This is a genomic window from Prochlorococcus sp. MIT 0603 (assembly GCF_000760215.1).
Lineage (GTDB): Bacteria > Cyanobacteriota > Cyanobacteriia > PCC-6307 > Cyanobiaceae > Prochlorococcus_E.
In genome coordinates this window covers 216,461-232,245 of record NZ_JNAW01000004.1, presented here as the reverse complement: position 1 = coordinate 232,245, position 15,785 = coordinate 216,461, and the positions used below count along the sequence as shown (strand labels likewise).

General features: G+C 40.1%; 29 protein-coding genes. All 29 read left to right on the top strand.

What is annotated here, in order from left to right:
* Window positions 1-308 precede the first annotated feature (308 nt).
* Window positions 309-965 carry a 50S ribosomal protein L3 gene (gene rplC / locus EV07_RS08240; protein ID WP_036919368.1) on the top strand — a complete coding sequence of 219 codons (657 nt, stop codon included), beginning with the start codon at window positions 309-311 and terminating at the stop codon, window positions 963-965.
* A 1-nt stretch (window position 966) separates the two neighbouring features.
* Window positions 967-1,602 carry a 50S ribosomal protein L4 gene (gene rplD, locus EV07_RS08235; RefSeq protein WP_036919366.1) on the top strand — a complete coding sequence of 212 codons (636 nt, stop codon included), beginning with the start codon at window positions 967-969 and terminating at the stop codon, window positions 1,600-1,602.
* Window positions 1,595-1,903 carry a 50S ribosomal protein L23 gene (locus EV07_RS08230; protein WP_036919781.1) on the top strand — a complete coding sequence of 103 codons (309 nt, stop codon included), beginning with the start codon at window positions 1,595-1,597 and terminating at the stop codon, window positions 1,901-1,903. The genes rplD and EV07_RS08230 overlap by 8 nt, the downstream gene beginning before the upstream one ends.
* Window positions 1,904-1,908: 5 nt before the next feature.
* Entirely contained in the window at window positions 1,909-2,772 is an 864-nt protein-coding gene (rplB, locus tag EV07_RS08225) for a 50S ribosomal protein L2 (RefSeq protein WP_036919363.1), read from the top strand.
* A gap of 35 nt (window positions 2,773-2,807) precedes the next feature.
* On the top strand, window positions 2,808-3,083 hold the full coding sequence (rpsS, locus tag EV07_RS08220; protein WP_036919360.1) for a 30S ribosomal protein S19: 276 nt from the start codon (window positions 2,808-2,810) through the stop codon (window positions 3,081-3,083).
* A 1-nt stretch (window position 3,084) separates the two neighbouring features.
* The gene (gene rplV / locus EV07_RS08215) at window positions 3,085-3,459 is read left to right on the top strand and encodes a 50S ribosomal protein L22 (protein WP_052043942.1); all 375 of its coding nucleotides are present in this window, start codon (window positions 3,085-3,087) and stop codon (window positions 3,457-3,459) included.
* A complete protein-coding gene (gene rpsC, locus EV07_RS08210) occupies window positions 3,459-4,190 on the top strand; it encodes a 30S ribosomal protein S3 (RefSeq protein ID WP_036919354.1) in 732 nt (243 codons plus the stop codon). Before rplV ends, rpsC begins: the two co-directional genes overlap by 1 nt.
* Before the next feature lie 13 nt (window positions 4,191-4,203).
* Window positions 4,204-4,746 carry a 50S ribosomal protein L16 gene (rplP, locus tag EV07_RS08205; RefSeq protein WP_036919351.1) on the top strand — a complete coding sequence of 181 codons (543 nt, stop codon included), beginning with the start codon at window positions 4,204-4,206 and terminating at the stop codon, window positions 4,744-4,746.
* A gap of 3 nt (window positions 4,747-4,749) precedes the next feature.
* Entirely contained in the window at window positions 4,750-4,956 is a 207-nt protein-coding gene (gene rpmC, locus EV07_RS08200; RefSeq protein ID WP_036919348.1) for a 50S ribosomal protein L29, read from the top strand.
* Window positions 4,957-4,979: 23 nt separating this feature from the next.
* Complete coding sequence (gene rpsQ / locus EV07_RS08195; protein WP_036919346.1) at window positions 4,980-5,246, top strand: 30S ribosomal protein S17; 267 nt, start codon at window positions 4,980-4,982, stop codon at window positions 5,244-5,246.
* On the top strand, window positions 5,243-5,608 hold the full coding sequence (rplN, locus tag EV07_RS08190) for a 50S ribosomal protein L14 (protein ID WP_036919344.1): 366 nt from the start codon (window positions 5,243-5,245) through the stop codon (window positions 5,606-5,608). Before rpsQ ends, rplN begins: the two co-directional genes overlap by 4 nt.
* Window positions 5,609-5,653: 45 nt before the next feature.
* Complete coding sequence (gene rplX, locus EV07_RS08185; protein WP_152557651.1) at window positions 5,654-5,965, top strand: 50S ribosomal protein L24; 312 nt, start codon at window positions 5,654-5,656, stop codon at window positions 5,963-5,965.
* A gap of 84 nt (window positions 5,966-6,049) precedes the next feature.
* Entirely contained in the window at window positions 6,050-6,589 is a 540-nt protein-coding gene (rplE, locus tag EV07_RS08180; RefSeq protein ID WP_036919341.1) for a 50S ribosomal protein L5, read from the top strand.
* A 4-nt stretch (window positions 6,590-6,593) separates the two neighbouring features.
* Window positions 6,594-6,995, top strand: coding sequence for a 30S ribosomal protein S8 (rpsH, locus tag EV07_RS08175; RefSeq protein ID WP_036919338.1), 402 nt, complete (start codon window positions 6,594-6,596; stop codon window positions 6,993-6,995).
* Window positions 6,996-7,011: 16 nt separating this feature from the next.
* Window positions 7,012-7,551, top strand: a complete 540-nt coding sequence (rplF, locus tag EV07_RS08170) for a 50S ribosomal protein L6 (RefSeq protein ID WP_036919335.1) — start codon at window positions 7,012-7,014, stop codon at window positions 7,549-7,551.
* A 30-nt stretch (window positions 7,552-7,581) separates the two neighbouring features.
* A complete protein-coding gene (gene rplR, locus EV07_RS08165; RefSeq protein ID WP_036919332.1) occupies window positions 7,582-7,950 on the top strand; it encodes a 50S ribosomal protein L18 in 369 nt (122 codons plus the stop codon).
* Between the two features lie 15 nt (window positions 7,951-7,965).
* On the top strand, window positions 7,966-8,586 hold the full coding sequence (gene rpsE / locus EV07_RS08160) for a 30S ribosomal protein S5 (protein WP_036919329.1): 621 nt from the start codon (window positions 7,966-7,968) through the stop codon (window positions 8,584-8,586).
* A gap of 6 nt (window positions 8,587-8,592) precedes the next feature.
* Window positions 8,593-9,045 (top strand): 50S ribosomal protein L15, encoded by a 453-nt coding sequence (rplO, locus tag EV07_RS08155; RefSeq protein WP_036919326.1) that lies wholly within the window; start codon window positions 8,593-8,595, stop codon window positions 9,043-9,045.
* 67 nt (window positions 9,046-9,112) lie between these two features.
* Window positions 9,113-10,432 carry a preprotein translocase subunit SecY gene (secY, locus tag EV07_RS08150; RefSeq protein WP_036919325.1) on the top strand — a complete coding sequence of 440 codons (1,320 nt, stop codon included), beginning with the start codon at window positions 9,113-9,115 and terminating at the stop codon, window positions 10,430-10,432.
* A gap of 32 nt (window positions 10,433-10,464) precedes the next feature.
* Window positions 10,465-11,013 carry an adenylate kinase gene (locus EV07_RS08145; protein WP_036919322.1) on the top strand — a complete coding sequence of 183 codons (549 nt, stop codon included), beginning with the start codon at window positions 10,465-10,467 and terminating at the stop codon, window positions 11,011-11,013.
* Between the two features lie 46 nt (window positions 11,014-11,059).
* Window positions 11,060-11,176: a 50S ribosomal protein L36 gene (gene rpmJ / locus EV07_RS09485; protein ID WP_011125841.1), complete on the top strand. Its 117-nt coding sequence runs from the start codon at window positions 11,060-11,062 to the stop codon at window positions 11,174-11,176.
* Window positions 11,177-11,300: 124 nt separating this feature from the next.
* The gene (gene rpsM / locus EV07_RS08140; protein ID WP_036919321.1) at window positions 11,301-11,666 is read left to right on the top strand and encodes a 30S ribosomal protein S13; all 366 of its coding nucleotides are present in this window, start codon (window positions 11,301-11,303) and stop codon (window positions 11,664-11,666) included.
* A gap of 63 nt (window positions 11,667-11,729) precedes the next feature.
* The gene (gene rpsK / locus EV07_RS08135; protein ID WP_036919318.1) at window positions 11,730-12,122 is read left to right on the top strand and encodes a 30S ribosomal protein S11; all 393 of its coding nucleotides are present in this window, start codon (window positions 11,730-11,732) and stop codon (window positions 12,120-12,122) included.
* A 53-nt stretch (window positions 12,123-12,175) separates the two neighbouring features.
* Entirely contained in the window at window positions 12,176-13,114 is a 939-nt protein-coding gene (locus tag EV07_RS08130; RefSeq protein WP_036919316.1) for a DNA-directed RNA polymerase subunit alpha, read from the top strand.
* A 35-nt stretch (window positions 13,115-13,149) separates the two neighbouring features.
* Window positions 13,150-13,500 (top strand): 50S ribosomal protein L17, encoded by a 351-nt coding sequence (gene rplQ / locus EV07_RS08125; protein WP_036919314.1) that lies wholly within the window; start codon window positions 13,150-13,152, stop codon window positions 13,498-13,500.
* 26 nt (window positions 13,501-13,526) lie between these two features.
* Complete coding sequence (truA, locus tag EV07_RS08120) at window positions 13,527-14,396, top strand: tRNA pseudouridine(38-40) synthase TruA (protein WP_036919312.1); 870 nt, start codon at window positions 13,527-13,529, stop codon at window positions 14,394-14,396.
* Window positions 14,397-14,552: 156 nt separating this feature from the next.
* The gene (gene rplM, locus EV07_RS08115) at window positions 14,553-15,005 is read left to right on the top strand and encodes a 50S ribosomal protein L13 (RefSeq protein ID WP_036919310.1); all 453 of its coding nucleotides are present in this window, start codon (window positions 14,553-14,555) and stop codon (window positions 15,003-15,005) included.
* The gene (gene rpsI / locus EV07_RS08110; RefSeq protein WP_036919307.1) at window positions 15,002-15,412 is read left to right on the top strand and encodes a 30S ribosomal protein S9; all 411 of its coding nucleotides are present in this window, start codon (window positions 15,002-15,004) and stop codon (window positions 15,410-15,412) included. Before rplM ends, rpsI begins: the two co-directional genes overlap by 4 nt.
* Window positions 15,413-15,471: 59 nt before the next feature.
* Window positions 15,472-15,762, top strand: a complete 291-nt coding sequence (rpmE, locus tag EV07_RS08105) for a 50S ribosomal protein L31 (RefSeq protein ID WP_036919305.1) — start codon at window positions 15,472-15,474, stop codon at window positions 15,760-15,762.
* Window positions 15,763-15,785: the final 23 nt, after the last annotated feature.

Genomic DNA, 15,785 nt, shown 5'->3' with positions numbered 1-15,785 from the left:
GCAGTGTTTATCAATGCCCGAATGCTAGCCGGGCCTCTAGAAAACGCCGCACTTCAAGCGATTGCGTTTGATTCTTGGTAAGCAGAGACAGGCTTTTGCTTTTTTCTGTGGAGAAACTGATCGAACTTTTCTTAATGTTCGACTAAGTCTCAGCCAGCTGATTTTTGCTAGCCCTATCCGAAGAATTATTTTCACTTCCTAATTTTTAGGTTTGGATTTTTTGGTTAATTGAGGGGTTACCAATCAGCAAATACCTAATTCTAAATTTCTCGTTAGAGGATTTACCAAGCTAGCCCTACTGCATTTTTATGTCTATTGGCATTTTAGGTAAGAAGTTGGGCATGTCCCAGTTTTTTGACGATTCTGGAAGGTCTGTACCTGTCACATTGGTACAGGCTGGACCATGTCGTATTACACAAATTAAAAGCGCAGCAACTGATGGTTATTCTGCTGTTCAGATAGCTTTTGGTGCTGTGCGAGATAAGTTGATTAATAAACCTTTTAAAGGTCATCTTTCTAAGTCAGGTAAAGAACTTCTTAGATATATGAGTGAATATCGTGTGGATAATTTAGATGAATATGAATTGGGAGCTCAAATAACAGTTGAAAACTTTAAGACGGGTCAGAAGGTAGATGTTAGTGGGACCAGCATGGGCCGCGGTTTCTCTGGCTATCAAAAGAGGCATGGTTTTAGCCGAGGACCAATGAGTCATGGCTCTAAAAATCATCGTGAACCTGGATCTACAGGAGCAGGTACTACTCCAGGTAGAATTTATCCAGGTAAAAGAATGGCAGGACGCTATGGAGGTAAAAAGATTACTACTAGGGGATTAATCATTATGAAGATAGATACTGATCACAACCTATTAGTTATAAAGGGATCTTTACCTGGTAAACCTGGTTCATTAGTCAATATTCGACCTGCAAATCGGGTTGGTTTGATTTCAATAGAAGGAGGTAATTAAAATGGCAAACTGTATTGTCTTTGATTGGCAGGGCAAAGAAACTGGCAAGGCAAATCTTGACTTGAACGTCGCTAAAGAAGTTGTCGCCGTTGACTTAATGCATAGAGCTGTATTACGTCAGCAAGCACATTCTCGCCAAGGAACAGCAAGTACTTTGACTAGGGCTGAGGTCAGAGGAGGAGGGCGTAAACCATACAAGCAAAAGGGCACAGGAAGAGCTAGGCAAGGTTCTATACGTACACCTCTTCGTCCAGGCGGTGGGATCATTTTTGGGCCTAAGCCAAGGCAATACAAGCTTGGTATGAATCGGAAGGAGAGACGTTTGGCATTGAGAACAGCATTAATGTCCAGATTTGAGGATGTAATTGCTGTAAAAGATTTTGGATCAAAAATCAAAGCACCTAAAACTAAAGAAATCCAAGACTTCCTTAGTCGTTTAGGTTTAGCGGCTAATTCCAAAGTTCTTATTATCCTTTCTGAACCATCAGAGATTATTAGAAAGTCTGTTCGGAACTTGGATAAAGTAAAGCTTATAGGTGCAGATCATCTCAATGTATTTGATTTGTTGAATGCTACTTCTCTGATTATTGGGGAAGATGCTTTGTCAAAAATCCAGGAGGTATATGGAAATGACTGAAATGTTTAAAGACCGCCTTCCAGATATCATTCGCCGTCCTTTGATTACTGAAAAGGCTACGAGATCTATGGATTTAAATCAGTACACCTTTGAAGTTGATCATCGTGCTGCTAAACCAGATATTAAGGCGGCAATAGAAAAACTATTTGATGTCAAAGTTATTGGAATTAGCACCATGAATCCCCCTCGACGAAGTAGACGAGTTGGCCGCTTTTCTGGCAAAAGAGCCCAGGTAAAGAAGGCAATAGTAAGGTTGGCTGAAGGAAATTCAATTCAGTTGTTCCCTGATTCTGAAGGTTAAAAACAATGGCAATCCGTACTTTCCGTCCTTATACCCCAGGCACTCGAACACGAGTGGTAACTGACTTCAATGAAGTTACTGAGAGAAAGCCTGAGAGATCTTTGGTTGTTCCTAAGCATCGTCTTAAGGGTCGCAATAACAGAGGAGTTATTACTTGTCGACATCGTGGCGGTGGACATAAAAGACAATATAGACTTGTTGATTTTCGGCGCAATAAACATAATGTGCCGGCAAAAATCGCAGCTATTCATTATGACCCTCATCGCAATGCTCGATTAGCGTTGCTCTTTTATGAAGATGGTGAAAAACGTTATATTCTTGCCCCTTCGGGGATTCACGTAGGTCAAAAAGTTTTATCTGGTTCCAATGTACCCTTTGAAACTGGTAATGCGATGCCGTTATCAGCTATACCTTTAGGCTCCAGTGTTCATTGTGTTGAGCTATACCCAGGTAGGGGTGGTCAAATGGTTCGCTCTGCTGGAGCTAGCGCTCAGGTTATGGCTAAAGAAGGTGAATATGTAGCTTTGAAACTTCCTTCTACAGAGGTAAGGCTCGTTCGGCGAGAATGTTATGCAACTCTAGGAGAGGTTGGGAATTCAGAGATTCGAAATACTAGTTTAGGTAAGGCAGGTAGAAAAAGATGGCTTGGTAGAAGGCCTCAAGTTCGGGGTAGTGTTATGAACCCTTGCGATCACCCTCATGGTGGAGGTGAGGGCCGGGCCCCAGTGGGTCGAGCTGGTCCTGTTACTCCATGGGGGAAACCTGCTTTAGGATTGAAAACGCGAAAGCGTAATAAACCTAGTAACAGGTTTGTTGTTAGGAAACGTCGTCGAGTCTCCAAACGGAGTCGAGGGGGGCGTGATTCTTGATGTTCTTCATCGTCATGTATTTCTCTTAATTCTCCATGGGACGTTCACTTAAAAAAGGCCCTTTTATTGCCGACAGCCTTCTTCAAAAGGTTGAAAAACAAAATAGCAATGATGACAAATCAGTCATTAAGACTTGGTCAAGGGCCTCAACGATTTTGCCAATAATGATTGGTCATACTATTGCTGTTCATAATGGCAAGTCTCATGTACCTGTTTTTATTACAGAGCAAATGGTTGGCCACAAGTTAGGGGAATTCGCTCCTACGAGAACTTATAGAGGTCATATGAAAGATAAAAAAGGAGGTCGTTAAAGTGTCAGACTCATCACTTGCTCAAGCTCATGGTCGCTTTATTAGAGGATCTGCATCTAAGGTTCGCCGTGTTTTAGATCAAATCCGAGGAAGAACTTATCGCGATGCTTTGATCATGCTTGAATTTATGCCTTATCGTTCAACCGGACCTATTACAAAAGTTCTTAGGTCTGCTGTTGCTAATGCAGAGAATAATCTTGGCCTAGATCCTTCTTCTCTCATCATTAAAACTGCATCAGCTGATATGGGTCCCTCTATGAAACGTTATCGACCAAGAGCTCAGGGGAGGGCATTCGCTATCAAAAAACAAACTTGCCATATCAGTATTGCTGTGGCTCCTGCTAATGAAACAACCACCTCGGAGGATTCGGACTGATGGGACATAAAATCCATCCAAATGGTTTACGCCTTGGGATCACTCAGGAGCATCGTTCTCGGTGGTATGCATCGAGTAAAACTTACCCTTTGCTTCTTCAGGAAGATGATCGTATTCGAGTTTTTATTCAGAAGAAGTATGGAGCAGCAGGAATTAGTGATGTTTTAATTGCGCGCAAAGCCGATCAGCTAGAAGTTGAGCTTAAAACTGCTCGTCCAGGAGTAATTGTTGGACGTCAAGGTAGTGGGATTGAAGAATTGAGATCAGGAATTCAGAAGACAATTGGTGATCGCAGCAGACAGGTTCGTATCAATGTTGTCGAAATTGAGAGAGTGGATGCAGATGCGCACTTATTAGCTGAATATATAGCTCAACAATTGGAGAAAAGGGTTGCTTTTCGTCGGACAATTCGTATGGCTGTGCAACGCGCTCAGAGAGCAGGGGTCCTTGGATTGAAAATTCAAGTAGGGGGACGTTTGAATGGAGCTGAGATTGCTCGATCTGAATGGACAAGAGAGGGACGAGTTCCTCTTCATACTTTGAGAGCAGAAATTGATTATGCAAATAAAACTGCAAATACAACTTATGGAGTTCTCGGCATCAAAGTATGGGTTTTCAAGGGAGAAGTTCTTTCTAAGGAAGAACAACCTTTGCCTGTTGGGGCCAGTCCTCGCAGGAAAGGTTCCCGAAGGCCTCAACAATTTGAGGATAGATCTAATGATAGTAAATAAGGAGGTGTAACTAATGCTTAGTCCAAAACGAACAAAATTTCGCAAGCAGCAACGAGGCCGTATGAGAGGCATCGCGACTAGAGGGAATAAAATTGCCTTTGGTCAGTTTGCTTTACAAGCTCAAGAGTGTGGATGGATTACCTCTCGGCAAATTGAAGCCAGTCGACGTGCGATGACTCGTTATGTCAAACGTGGAGGTCAAATTTGGATTCGTATTTTCCCTGATAAGCCAGTAACAATGAGACCTGCCGAAACTCGTATGGGATCAGGTAAAGGTAACCCTGAATTTTGGGTTGCAGTTGTTAAGCCTGGGCGAGTACTTTTTGAAATGGGTGGTGAAGAAATCACTGAGGAAATTGCTAAAGAGGCAATGCGTCTTGCTCAGTACAAGCTGCCAATAAAAACAAAATTCTTGGCATTGGCTGAAGGAGAAAAACCTACTCAAGTTGGGAAGGCCCCTCCTAAATCTTCATTCACTAATTTGAATGAGGGTGAAACTGCTACTCAGACTGATACGGCAGCTACTGATTCATCAGTCACTACATTGGAGTCTTAAATCATGGCTGAATTAGCTAAATCAGATGTTGCCAAGTTGTCTGACGCTGAGATTAAAGAAAAGATTGATCTTACTCGTCGTGAGCTTTTTGATCTTCGCTTTCAACTAGCTACGAGGCAGTTGACTCAGACTCATCTCTTTAAGAAAGCTCGTGTTCAGCTTGCACAGCTTTTAACTATTCAGGGCGAACGCAGTCGCTCTAATACCTAAAACCGACAATTTTCTTTAAAATCATGGCTCTCAAAGAAAGGTTAGGAACCGTTGTTAGTGACAAGATGGACAAAACAGTTGTAGTAGCTGTTGAAAACCGTTTTCCACACTCTACTTATCAAAAGACAGTTAGTAGAACTACTAGATATAAAGCTCATGATGCAAAAAATAAATGCAAGGTCGGTGACAGAGTTCGTATTACTGAAACAAGGCCACTTAGTGCGACTAAGAGGTGGGCTGTTTCAGCAGTATTGAGTTCAACAACTAAAGAGGAAGAGGTTCTCAAATGATTCAACAAGAAACATTCTTGACTGTTGCTGATAACAGTGGTGCCAAACGCCTGCAATGCATTCGTGTTTTGGGCTCTAATCGTAGATATGCACATGTTGGCGATGTAATAGTTGCAGCTGTAAAAGATGCTGTACCAAATATGGGTGTTAAAAAATCAGATGTTGTTAAGGCAGTAGTTGTTCGAACAAAAGCAACATTGCGACGTAATACAGGTAATTCGATTCGTTTTGACGACAATGCGGCTGTTCTGATTAACGAAGATAAAAATCCCAGGGGAACAAGGGTTTTCGGACCAGTTGCACGTGAATTACGTGAGCGTAATTTCACGAAAATTGTTTCTTTAGCTCCGGAGGTAATTTAAATGTTCAATTCTAAGCAAACTAAAAAACCTTCTTTACCTATCAAGATGCGAATCCGTAAGGGTGACACAGTTCAAGTTATCAACGGAAAAGAGAAAGGCAAAACAGGAGAGGTTTTAAAGACAATGCCAATTGAAAATCGTGTGATTGTTCAAGGTGTAAACCTACGTACACGGCATGTTAAACCTACTCAAGAGGGAGAGTCAGGAAGGATAGTTACTGAAGAAGCTTCCCTCCATGCTTCAAATGTAATGGTCTATTCAACTAATAAAAAAGTTGCAAGTCGTGTAGAAATTTTCCTTGATAAGGATGGGTCTAAAAAACGAAGACTTAAAAAGACCGGTGAATTAATTGATTAATTTTTCACCAATCTTTCTTGAAATTTCTCATTTCCTCCATCTTTATTAATTCTCAAAACATTCAGAACTCCTTCTAAATCAACCATGTCACTCAAAAATCGTTATCGAGAGACTATTAGACCTAAATTATTGAAAGATTTAGGCTTTTCTAATATTCATCAAGTCCCTAAGGTGGTCAAAATTAATGTTAATAGAGGCCTAGGAGAAGCAGCTCAAAACTCTAAGTCTTTAGAAGCTTCTTTGGCTGAGGTGTCAACAATCACTGGGCAAAAAGCTCTTGTAACAAGGGCGAAAAAGGCAATTGCTGGATTCAAAATTCGTCAGGGGATGCCAATTGGTTGTGCGGTAACCCTGCGTGGTGAAAAAATGTATGCCTTTTTAGAAAGATTGATAAATCTTGCTTTGCCAAGAATCAGGGACTTTAGAGGAGTTAGTCCTAAAAGTTTTGATGGTCGAGGAAACTTTACTTTAGGAGTTAAAGAACAGCTTATTTTTCCTGAAATTTCTTTTGATAAAGTTGATGTTATTAGAGGTATGGATATAACCGTTGTTACAAGTGCCAGAACCGATGAGGAGGGCCGAGCTCTTCTCAAGGAGATGGGAATGCCTTTTCGGAGCAATTAAACTTATGGCTAATCATGATCCAATCTCAGACATGCTTACTCGTATTAGGAATGCGAGTGAAAAGCGTCATGAGAAGACTCTTGTTCCTGCTTCTCGCATGTCTAGAAGCATTGCAAAAGTGCTTCAAAATGAGGGATTTATTTCCCACATTAGTGAGGAAGGTGAGGGTGTTAAGACTCAGCTTGTTCTTGAATTGAAGTACAGCGGTAAACATAAAAATCCTACTATTCGTTCTATGAAGAGAGTCAGCAGGCCTGGTTTGAGGATTTATAAAAACAATCGTGGACTCCCAAAAGTTTTAGGGGGATTGGGAGTTGCTATTATTTCCACTTCTAAGGGTGTGATGAGCGACCGCGATGCTCGCAAGCAGGGTGTTGGTGGAGAAGTTCTCTGTTACGTCTATTAATTTAGGAGCTTTTATTATGTCTCGTATTGGCAAAAAACCCATATCAATTCCCGATAAGGTTGCAGTAACTCTTGATGGTTTATCTGTGACAGTCAAGGGTCCTAAAGGGGAGCTAAGTCGAATTCTTCCAGAAGGGGTAAGTGTTGCTCAATCTGATGGATTAATAATAGTTTCTGCTGATAGTGATAAAAGGAAGAGTCGCGAGCGCCATGGTTTATCAAGAACTTTGATCGCTAATATGATTGAAGGGGTTAGCAATGGATATTCTAAAAAATTAGAGATTGTTGGTGTTGGATCAAGAGCACAAGTGAAAGGTAAAAAGCTTGTTGTTAGTGCCGGCTATAGTCATCCAGTTGAAGTAGATCCTCCAGATGGCATAACTTTCAAAGTGGAAAGCAACACTAATGTATTAGTTTCTGGGATTGATAAGGAATTGGTTGGTAATGAAGCAGCAAAGATTCGTGGTATAAGACCTCCAGAGCCTTATAAGGGGAAAGGCATTAAGTATTCCGGTGAACGTATTATTCGCAAAGCTGGTAAGTCTGGTAAAAAATAAAGCTCTTTCACTTAATTAATTTTTTTCATCATGGCAACTCTTTCTAGAAAACAAAAAACTCAAAAGCGCCATAAGCGTTTAAGACGTGGTTTGAGTGGAACTGATCAGCGACCTCGTCTAGCTGTGTTCCGCTCAAATAACCATATTTATGCTCAGGTAATTGATGATATTGCTCAAAACACTCTTTGCTCAGCTTCAACTCTTGAAAAAGAGTTGCTTTCAGATAGTAAAGTCAACGCTAGCACTTGTGCTGCTTCGGCTGTAGTAGGTGAGCTTCTCGCAAAACGTGCTCTTGACAGAGGCATTAAGCAAGTAGTTTTTGATAGAGGTGGAAGCCTTTATCACGGTAGGGTTAAGGCTTTAGCTGAAGCTGCCCGTAAAGCTGGCCTTACATTTTGATTATTCTTTTTAACAATGACTGATTCTAAAACAAAAGAGAATTCATCATCTTCTGCTCCTGTAGCTGCAGAAGGTAGACAGGAGCAGCGTAAAGGTAATAGCCGTGGGGGTGATCGACGCGGAAGACGCTCAGATAGAAGAAATCAAGAAAGGGATTCTGAATGGCAAGAAAGGGTTATTCAAATAAGAAGGGTTTCTAAAACAGTTAAAGGTGGAAAGAAAATGAGTTTCCGAGCAATAGTCGTTGTTGGCAATGAGAAAGGTCAGGTGGGAGTTGGTGTTGGTAAAGCAGGAGATGTTATAGGGGCTGTTCGCAAAGGCGTTGCAGATGGCAAGAAGAATCTTGTAAAAGTTCCTTTGACACCAAGTAGCTCTATACCAACTCTATCTAATGGAAGAGATGGAGCAGCGAGTGTTTTAATTCGCCCTGCAGCACCTGGAACTGGTGTAATTGCTGGAGGCTCGATTCGAACAGTTTTAGAGCTTGCTGGAATTAAAAATGTTCTTGCAAAAAGGCTTGGAAGTAAAACACCTTTAAATAATGCAAGGGCTGCAATGGTAGCTTTGTCTTTATTAAGAACTCACAAAGCAACTGCTAAAGAACGAGGTATCTCCCTCGAACAGATTTATTCCTGAATTCTCATGACTATTAGACTTGATTCTTTAAAATCAAATAAAGGTGCTCGCAAAAAGAAATTGCGTAAAGGACGTGGGATTGCAGCAGGTCAGGGGGCAAGCTGTGGTTTTGGCATGAGAGGTCAGAAATCAAGATCTGGTAGGCCTACCAGACCAGGATTTGAAGGTGGACAAATGCCTTTATATAGAAGAGTGCCGAAATTAAAACACTTTCCTTTGATAAATCCAAAGTTTTTTACCGTGATCAACGTTGCCTCTTTGAATGAAATCAAGGCAGGAACTACTGTCAATCTTGACTCTCTTGTTAAAAGTGGTATTGTCACCAGCCCTAAATATCCATTAAAGATTCTTGGTAATGGAAATATAAAGGTTAAATTGCTAGTCCAAGCTGCAAGTTTTACTGCTTCTGCTAAAAAGAAAATTGAAGCAGCAGGTGGTACCTGTGAGGTTTTTAATTAAATTCAACTAAGTTCAGGTTTTATCCATTAAATTTATTTTGATAGCTTGAAATTTTTCATTTAAGTTCATGCTTGTTACTAGAAGTAGAAATCCAAGTGCATCCGAAGTAGTAACCCAACTCGTTCTAAATAAGGAACTTAGAGGCAGGGTTTTAACAACCTTGGGTATGCTTCTTTTTGTAAGATTGGGAATCTATATCCCAGTCCCAGGAATAGATAGAGAAGCTTTTAAGGAATTTATTCAGCAGGGAGGTCAGCTGATAGGGTTTCTTGATATTTTTACTGGTGGCGGTATTTCGACTCTCGGTGTTTTTGCTCTTGGCATCTTGCCATTTATTAATGCATCGATAATTATCCAGCTTTTAACTGCTGCTTTACCTCAATTGGAAGATTTGCAAAAAAATGAAGGTGAAGCTGGCCGACGAAAAATATCTCAGATTACTCGCTACGTTGCTCTTGGATGGGGTCTTATGCAAAGCCTGGTTTTTGCATTAATTCTTAGGCAATATGCAATAGAAGGCTTGAGTGAGGTTGAATTCGTTTTTCAAACAGCTATTGCATTGGTCACTGGATCAATGATTGTCATGTGGCTTAGTGAAATTATTACCGAGAAAGGCATTGGTCAAGGTGCTTCTTTGGTTATTTTTTTGAATATTGTTGCTACTCTTCCTAAGGCACTTAGTTCTACTATTGAAAAGGCTCAAACTGGTGATAGAAATGATGTCTTTGGAATTATTGTCCTTTTAATAGTATTTTTAATCACAATTGTTGGGATAATTTTTGTTCAAGAAGGTGCAAGGAGATTACCTATTGTCAGTGCAAAAAGGCAAATAGGTGGCACTGCATTATTACCTAATCGACAAAGCTATCTTCCTTTGAAATTAAATGCAGGTGGTGTTATGCCTATTATTTTTGCTTCTGCATTAATTTTTCTTCCTATAACAATTGCCAATTTTACTAAGAATCCTTTTTTAATTAGAGCTGCTGGAGCATTAAATCCAAGTGCATCAAATCCTTGGCCATATGCAATTACTTTTTTTGCTTTAATTGTTGGCTTTGCATATTTCTATGCTTCATTAACCATTAATCCAATTGATATATCAGCAAATTTAAAGCGAGGAGGTGTTGCTATTCCTGGAGTGAGGCCTGGAAGTGCTACTTCTAAGTATCTTTCAGGTGTTCAAAACAGATTAACTTTATTAGGGGGACTGTTTTTAGGATCAGTTGCTATTGTTCCTGCTGCTGTTGAGAGAGCTACAAATGTCCAAACATTTCAGGGCTTAGGTGCAACATCTTTGTTGATTCTTGTTGGTGTTGCAATAGACACTGCTAAGCAAGTACAAACTTATGTAATTTCACAAAGGTATGAAGGACTTGTTCGTCAATAAACCTCATATGAATTCTTTTTTATTTAAATAAAATGAAGAATCGTTTGATTTTTTTAGGACCACCTGGAGCTGGGAAAGGTACTCAGGCAAATTTGATTTGCGAAAACTACGGTTTTTTGCATTTATCTACTGGTGATTTATTGCGAGAAGAGGTTTCTTCCGAGACGAAGCTAGGCAAAGCTGCTGAATCCATAATGAATAAAGGTGAACTTGTTAGTGATGGAATTGTTTTATCTATTGTTGAGAAAAGATTGTTGAATCAAGAACAAGGCTGGCTTCTAGATGGTTTTCCTCGCAATCTTCCTCAGGCTAGATTGTTGAATGAATTACTTTTAAAACTTAAACAACCTGTTCAGGCAGTACTTTTAATAGATATAGATGATGAGACACTTGCTAGAAGGATGCTTTCACGAGGCAGAAAGGATGATACAGAAGCTGTAATCAGAAACAGACTCAAGATATATAGAGATATAACTTCTCCATTGGTAAATCACTATGAAAATATAGGAATACTTAAGTCTGTAAATGGTTGTGGCACTATTGAAGATGTGAATAGTCAGATCAAAGAACAATTACGTTGAGCAGTGTAGTAAAGTTGTCTTTTGTAAATATGGAGAGCCACACTCTATGAAAGTGCGCGCTTCAGTCAAAAAAATGTGTGAAAAGTGTCGGGTGATTCGTCGCCATGGCAGGGTAATGGTCATTTGTACCGCTACTCAAAAGCACAAGCAGCGTCAAGGTTGAACCTTGGTCTGTATTTAATTAAATTAAAAGGCATAAGCTTAGACGCACGTCAAGGCCTTATTCTTTTAGTTACTCACTATTCCCTTTAATGCAGGGAATTACTTACCTTCAATAGAAAGTTTAAGTGGCAAGAATCGCTGGCATTGACATACCCCGTGAAAAACGGGTTGAAATTGCCCTCACCTATATCTATGGGATTGGTTTAACCCGAGCCCAAAAGATCCTGACTCAAACGGGGGTTAATCCTGACATACGTGTTAAGGACTTAAATGATGGAGATGTTCAAAAGCTTAGAGCAGCTACTGAATCTTTTACAATTGAAGGTGATTTACGTCGTCAGGAGGGCATGGCTCTTAAACGACTGCAGGACATAGGATGTGTTCGTGGTCGTCGCCATAGGATGAGTCTTCCAGTTAGAGGACAACGAACTAGAACCAATGCTCGTACTAGAAGAGGTTCTAGGAAGACAGTTGCAGGAAGGAAGAAATAACATCTAATTCATCCTTGCCTTCTATGAAGGCTTTCACCATTTACAAACAAAAGGCCCAATCTAATGGCCACACCAACAAAGAAAACAGGTTCAAAAAAGTCCAAGCGCAACGTCCCTAATGGTGTTGTGCACATTCAGAGCACCTTTAATAACACAATTGTTTCTATCACTGATACGAACGGAGAAGTTGTCTCTTGGTCATCAGCCGGTGCAAGTGGTTTTAAAGGAGCTAGAAAAGGGACACCATTTGCAGCCCAAACTGCTGCCGAGGCAGCAGCTAGGCGAGCTCTTGATCAAGGCATGCGTCAGATCGAGGTCCTCGTAAGAGGGCCAGGTTCTGGTCGAGAAACAGCCATTCGCGCATTGCAAGTAGCTGGTCTTGAAATCACATTGATTAGAGATGTGACCCCTCTTCCACACAATGGATGTAGAAGGGCTAAGCGCAGACGCGTTTAGCCTTTTGCACTTTGTGTGATCTCCTTTAAACTTTCTACTTATTGATTTAGCCCGTGTTGCAATACCAGATTGATCGGATCGACCATCAAGTTGCTGATGATCGTTCCCAAACAGGAATATTCCTAATTGGACCTCTGGAGAGAGGTCAAGCAACAACTTTAGGCAATTCTCTTCGAAGAGTCCTTATGGGAGGCCTCGAGGGCAGTGCAGTTACAGCAGTACGTATTTCTGGTGTAAACCATGAATATGCAACAGTACCTGGGGTTAGAGAAGATGTCTTAGATATTTTATTGAATTGCAAAGAGCTAACAGTTAATAGTAGAAGTCAAGAGCTTGAAATTGGGCGCCTAGTTGCCACAGGTCCAGCTGAAGTTAAAGCTAGAGATTTGAACTTTTCTTCTCAAGTTCAAGTAGTTGATACTGAGCGTCCAATAGCTACAGTCCATTCTGGTCATAGCCTTGAATTAGAGCTTCATGTTGAAAGAGGAGTGGGTTATAGGCCAGTAGATCGAAGTAATGATGAGACCTCTGCTATTGATTTACTGCAGATTGATGCGGTTTTTATGCCAGTTAAAAAAGTCAATTTCACTATTGATGAGACTGCAGTATCAGAAGGTGGCTCCACACGTGAAAGATTACGTTTAGAGGTTGTTACTGATGGTTCGATTACTCCTGATGATGCTGTTGCAGAAGCAGCTAATCAGTTGATAGAGCTTTTTCAACCTCTTGCAACTGTTACTATGGTTGAAGAGATACCTCCTGAACCCGAACCTGCTGCTGAAGCTCAGATTCCTTTAGAAGAGTTAAATCTTTCAGTTAGAGCATATAACTGCCTCAAGAGAGCACAAGTTAATTCAGTTTCTGATTTAATGGGATTTAGTTATGAGGATCTACTAGAGATTAAAAACTTTGGTTCCAAATCAGCCGATGAAGTTATAGAAGCTTTAGAGCGTATAGGTATTTCAATTCCTCAGAGCAGAACTTCTGCCTGAATTTAAATTTCACTAGTTTAAGGAGTAAAATAACAATGAGACATCAACTACGACTTCCTCAGCTTGGTAGACCAGCTGATCAAAGAAAGGCTTTGTTGCGTGGTTTAACTACACAGCTGATTCGTGAAGGCCGAGTAACAACAACAAAAGCAAGGGCTAAAGCACTTAGAGATGAAGTTGAGAGAATGATTGGTTTGGCTAAAGATGGTTCTCTTGCTGCAAGAAGGAGGGCTATTGGATATATATACGACAAAAAGTTAGTACATTCCCTTTTTGACAAGGCTCAAGATCGTTATGGTGATCGAAAAGGTGGATATACTAGAATTGTCAGAACAGTTCCTAGAAGAGGAGATAACGCAGAAATGGCAATTATCGAACTGGTCTAATTACTTAGCAAAGTTGCTTAGTTACAATGGCAACTAAATCGAAATCTCAGGTATTTAATAAATCAATATCCAAGAGGATTGCATTATCCATTCAATATCAGGGCACTGATTTTTGTGGTTGGCAGAGACAGAAATCAGGGGAAAGTGTGCAGAGTGTGCTTGAAGAAAGTGTTTTTTCGTTAGAACCTTATCATCCTGTAAAACTTATTGCAGCTGGGAGAACAGATTCGGGAGTGCATGCTTCTGGGCAGGTGGTTCATTTTGACTCTGTTGGCCAAATACCAGTCCATAGATGGCCTTCGGCTTTAAATGGAAGGCTGCCTTCGTCAATTAGAGTAAGTGATTCTGCGGAAACATCATTTGATTGGCATGCGTGTTTTTCAGCTCAATACAGGAGATATAGATACATAATCTATAACGGTTGTACTCCAAACTTGTTTTTAGAACCATGGAGTTGGCATAGATATCAATACCGTCTGGATGAAACATTAATGGCAAAAGCAACCAAAAGCCTTCTTGGGTGCCATGATTTCTCTGCTTTTCAAAGGAGCGGTAGTAATAGGGCTCATTCTTTTACTACCATTCAAGAAGTTGATCTAGTAAGAAAAGGAGACTTATTAGTTTTTGAAATTCAAGCAAGTGGCTTTTTGTATGGCATGGTTAGGTTGCTAATAGGACAATTAGTTCTTGTCGGAGAACATAAGCTGACTGTTAATGCCTTTGAAAAGCGATGGAAACATAAATTGAGATCTGAGGTCAAGGAAGCTGCTCCAGCACGTGGACTTTGCTTCCTTCGTGCAGGCTACAAAGAATCTATTTTTCGTGAAAATATCGTTTTTGATAGTTTTCCTCATTTCTTTCTGATGACAAGAGATCCTCCTATTTCTTTGAGTTAATTGATTTGCAATAGAAATTCCTCAAATTCTTTTAAAAATCAACTATTAACATGTAAAATAATTCTTTGAGATCTAGATCAATGCTTTGATCTGACTCTCTTAGACATATGCCTTGTCTAATAACAGGGCTATAATAAAATCCGGCATGCCGGCCAGATGAACAAGACTATTACTCCCTCCATCGACTCGATTGATCGCCAGTGGTATCTGGTAGATGCTGAGAATCAGACACTTGGAAGACTTGCCACTACTGTGGCATCAGTTCTTCGAGGTAAGAACAAACCTAATTTCACTCCTCATTTAGATACTGGAGATTTCGTTGTTATTGTTAACGCTGAAAAAATTCAGGTTAGTGGTAGAAAAGGAAATCAAAAGCTTTATCGCAGGCATTCAGGACGACCAGGTGGAATGAAAGTGGAAACTTTTAATGCACTTCAGGAGAGGCTCCCTGAAAGGATAGTTGAGAAAGCTATTAAAGGAATGCTTCCGCATAATGCTCTTGGGAGACAATTATTTCGTAAATTGAAAGTTTATAAGGGTTCTGAACACCCTCATGAAGCACAAAACCCAAAAGTTCTTACTATTAATTCCAACGTATTAGTTAAATGAATAGTTCTCCTAAAAATTCAGTTGTTTATCTTGGTACTGGACGAAGAAAAACATCTGTTGCTCGAGTCAGATTAGTTCCAGGTACTGGTCAAATCACCATTAACGGACGTCCAGGTGATCATTATTTAAATTTTAATCCAGCTTATATTTCTGCTGTCAAAGCGCCATTGCTCACACTTGGTTTAGGTGAAGCATATGATGTTTTAGTAAATGTTTATGGGGGTGGTCTTACGGGTCAGTCTGATGCAATTAAACAAGGTGCTGCAAGAGCTTTATGCCAACTTTCAGCAGATAATAGGAAGCCTTTAAAGACAGAAGGTCATTTAAGTAGAGATCCTAGAGCTAAAGAAAGGCGGAAATATGGATTAAAGAAAGCACGAAAAGCACCGCAATTCTCTAAAAGATAATTTCCAATTAAATATTTTTACTTTCTTCATTAAAAAACACTTTTCTCCACTTCTAAAAAATGCCCAAACAAGATATTCATCCAAAATGGTATCCAGATGCAAAAGTAATTTGCAATGGTGAGGTTGTTATGACAACTGGTTCAACTCAACCTGAGATTCATGTTGATGTTTGGAGTGGCAATCATCCATTTTTCACAGGAACTCAAAAAATTCTTGACACTGAAGGAAGAGTAGATCGTTTTATGCGCAAGTATGGTATGGCTAGTCCTGATGAAGATACATCAAATGAAAAAAATAAACCTAGTAAAAGCAAAGGTAAAGATACTTCCGATGATTCATCATCTAAGTAGTTTTTCTCAAACTCTATTTAAAA

Excerpts from the sequence above, each read along its gene's own strand:
- rpsE (WP_036919329.1), top strand. The coding sequence starts at position 7,966 with ATGACTGATTCTAAAACAAAAGAGAATTCATCATCTTCTGCTCCTGTA.
- rplX (WP_152557651.1), top strand. The coding sequence starts at position 5,654 with ATGCGAATCCGTAAGGGTGACACAGTTCAAGTTATCAACGGAAAAGAG.
- rplE (WP_036919341.1), top strand. The coding sequence starts at position 6,050 with ATGTCACTCAAAAATCGTTATCGAGAGACTATTAGACCTAAATTATTG.
- rplF (WP_036919335.1), top strand. The coding sequence starts at position 7,012 with ATGTCTCGTATTGGCAAAAAACCCATATCAATTCCCGATAAGGTTGCA.
- rpsS (WP_036919360.1), top strand. The coding sequence starts at position 2,808 with ATGGGACGTTCACTTAAAAAAGGCCCTTTTATTGCCGACAGCCTTCTT.
- rplR (WP_036919332.1), top strand. The coding sequence starts at position 7,582 with ATGGCAACTCTTTCTAGAAAACAAAAAACTCAAAAGCGCCATAAGCGT.
- EV07_RS08145 (WP_036919322.1), top strand. The coding sequence starts at position 10,465 with ATGAAGAATCGTTTGATTTTTTTAGGACCACCTGGAGCTGGGAAAGGT.
- secY (WP_036919325.1), top strand. The coding sequence starts at position 9,113 with ATGCTTGTTACTAGAAGTAGAAATCCAAGTGCATCCGAAGTAGTAACC.
- rpmC (WP_036919348.1), top strand. The coding sequence starts at position 4,750 with ATGGCTGAATTAGCTAAATCAGATGTTGCCAAGTTGTCTGACGCTGAG.
- EV07_RS08230 (WP_036919781.1), top strand. The coding sequence starts at position 1,595 with ATGACTGAAATGTTTAAAGACCGCCTTCCAGATATCATTCGCCGTCCT.
- rpsK (WP_036919318.1), top strand. The coding sequence starts at position 11,730 with ATGGCCACACCAACAAAGAAAACAGGTTCAAAAAAGTCCAAGCGCAAC.
- rplQ (WP_036919314.1), top strand. The coding sequence starts at position 13,150 with ATGAGACATCAACTACGACTTCCTCAGCTTGGTAGACCAGCTGATCAA.
- rplB (WP_036919363.1), top strand. The coding sequence starts at position 1,909 with ATGGCAATCCGTACTTTCCGTCCTTATACCCCAGGCACTCGAACACGA.
- rplD (WP_036919366.1), top strand. The coding sequence starts at position 967 with ATGGCAAACTGTATTGTCTTTGATTGGCAGGGCAAAGAAACTGGCAAG.
- rplC (WP_036919368.1), top strand. The coding sequence starts at position 309 with ATGTCTATTGGCATTTTAGGTAAGAAGTTGGGCATGTCCCAGTTTTTT.
- rpmJ (WP_011125841.1), top strand. The coding sequence starts at position 11,060 with ATGAAAGTGCGCGCTTCAGTCAAAAAAATGTGTGAAAAGTGTCGGGTG.
- rplN (WP_036919344.1), top strand. The coding sequence starts at position 5,243 with ATGATTCAACAAGAAACATTCTTGACTGTTGCTGATAACAGTGGTGCC.
- truA (WP_036919312.1), top strand. The coding sequence starts at position 13,527 with ATGGCAACTAAATCGAAATCTCAGGTATTTAATAAATCAATATCCAAG.
- rplO (WP_036919326.1), top strand. The coding sequence starts at position 8,593 with ATGACTATTAGACTTGATTCTTTAAAATCAAATAAAGGTGCTCGCAAA.
- rpmE (WP_036919305.1), top strand. The coding sequence starts at position 15,472 with ATGCCCAAACAAGATATTCATCCAAAATGGTATCCAGATGCAAAAGTA.
- rpsC (WP_036919354.1), top strand. The coding sequence starts at position 3,459 with ATGGGACATAAAATCCATCCAAATGGTTTACGCCTTGGGATCACTCAG.
- rplP (WP_036919351.1), top strand. The coding sequence starts at position 4,204 with ATGCTTAGTCCAAAACGAACAAAATTTCGCAAGCAGCAACGAGGCCGT.
- rpsQ (WP_036919346.1), top strand. The coding sequence starts at position 4,980 with ATGGCTCTCAAAGAAAGGTTAGGAACCGTTGTTAGTGACAAGATGGAC.
- rpsI (WP_036919307.1), top strand. The coding sequence starts at position 15,002 with ATGAATAGTTCTCCTAAAAATTCAGTTGTTTATCTTGGTACTGGACGA.
- rplM (WP_036919310.1), top strand. The coding sequence starts at position 14,553 with ATGAACAAGACTATTACTCCCTCCATCGACTCGATTGATCGCCAGTGG.
- rpsH (WP_036919338.1), top strand. The coding sequence starts at position 6,594 with ATGGCTAATCATGATCCAATCTCAGACATGCTTACTCGTATTAGGAAT.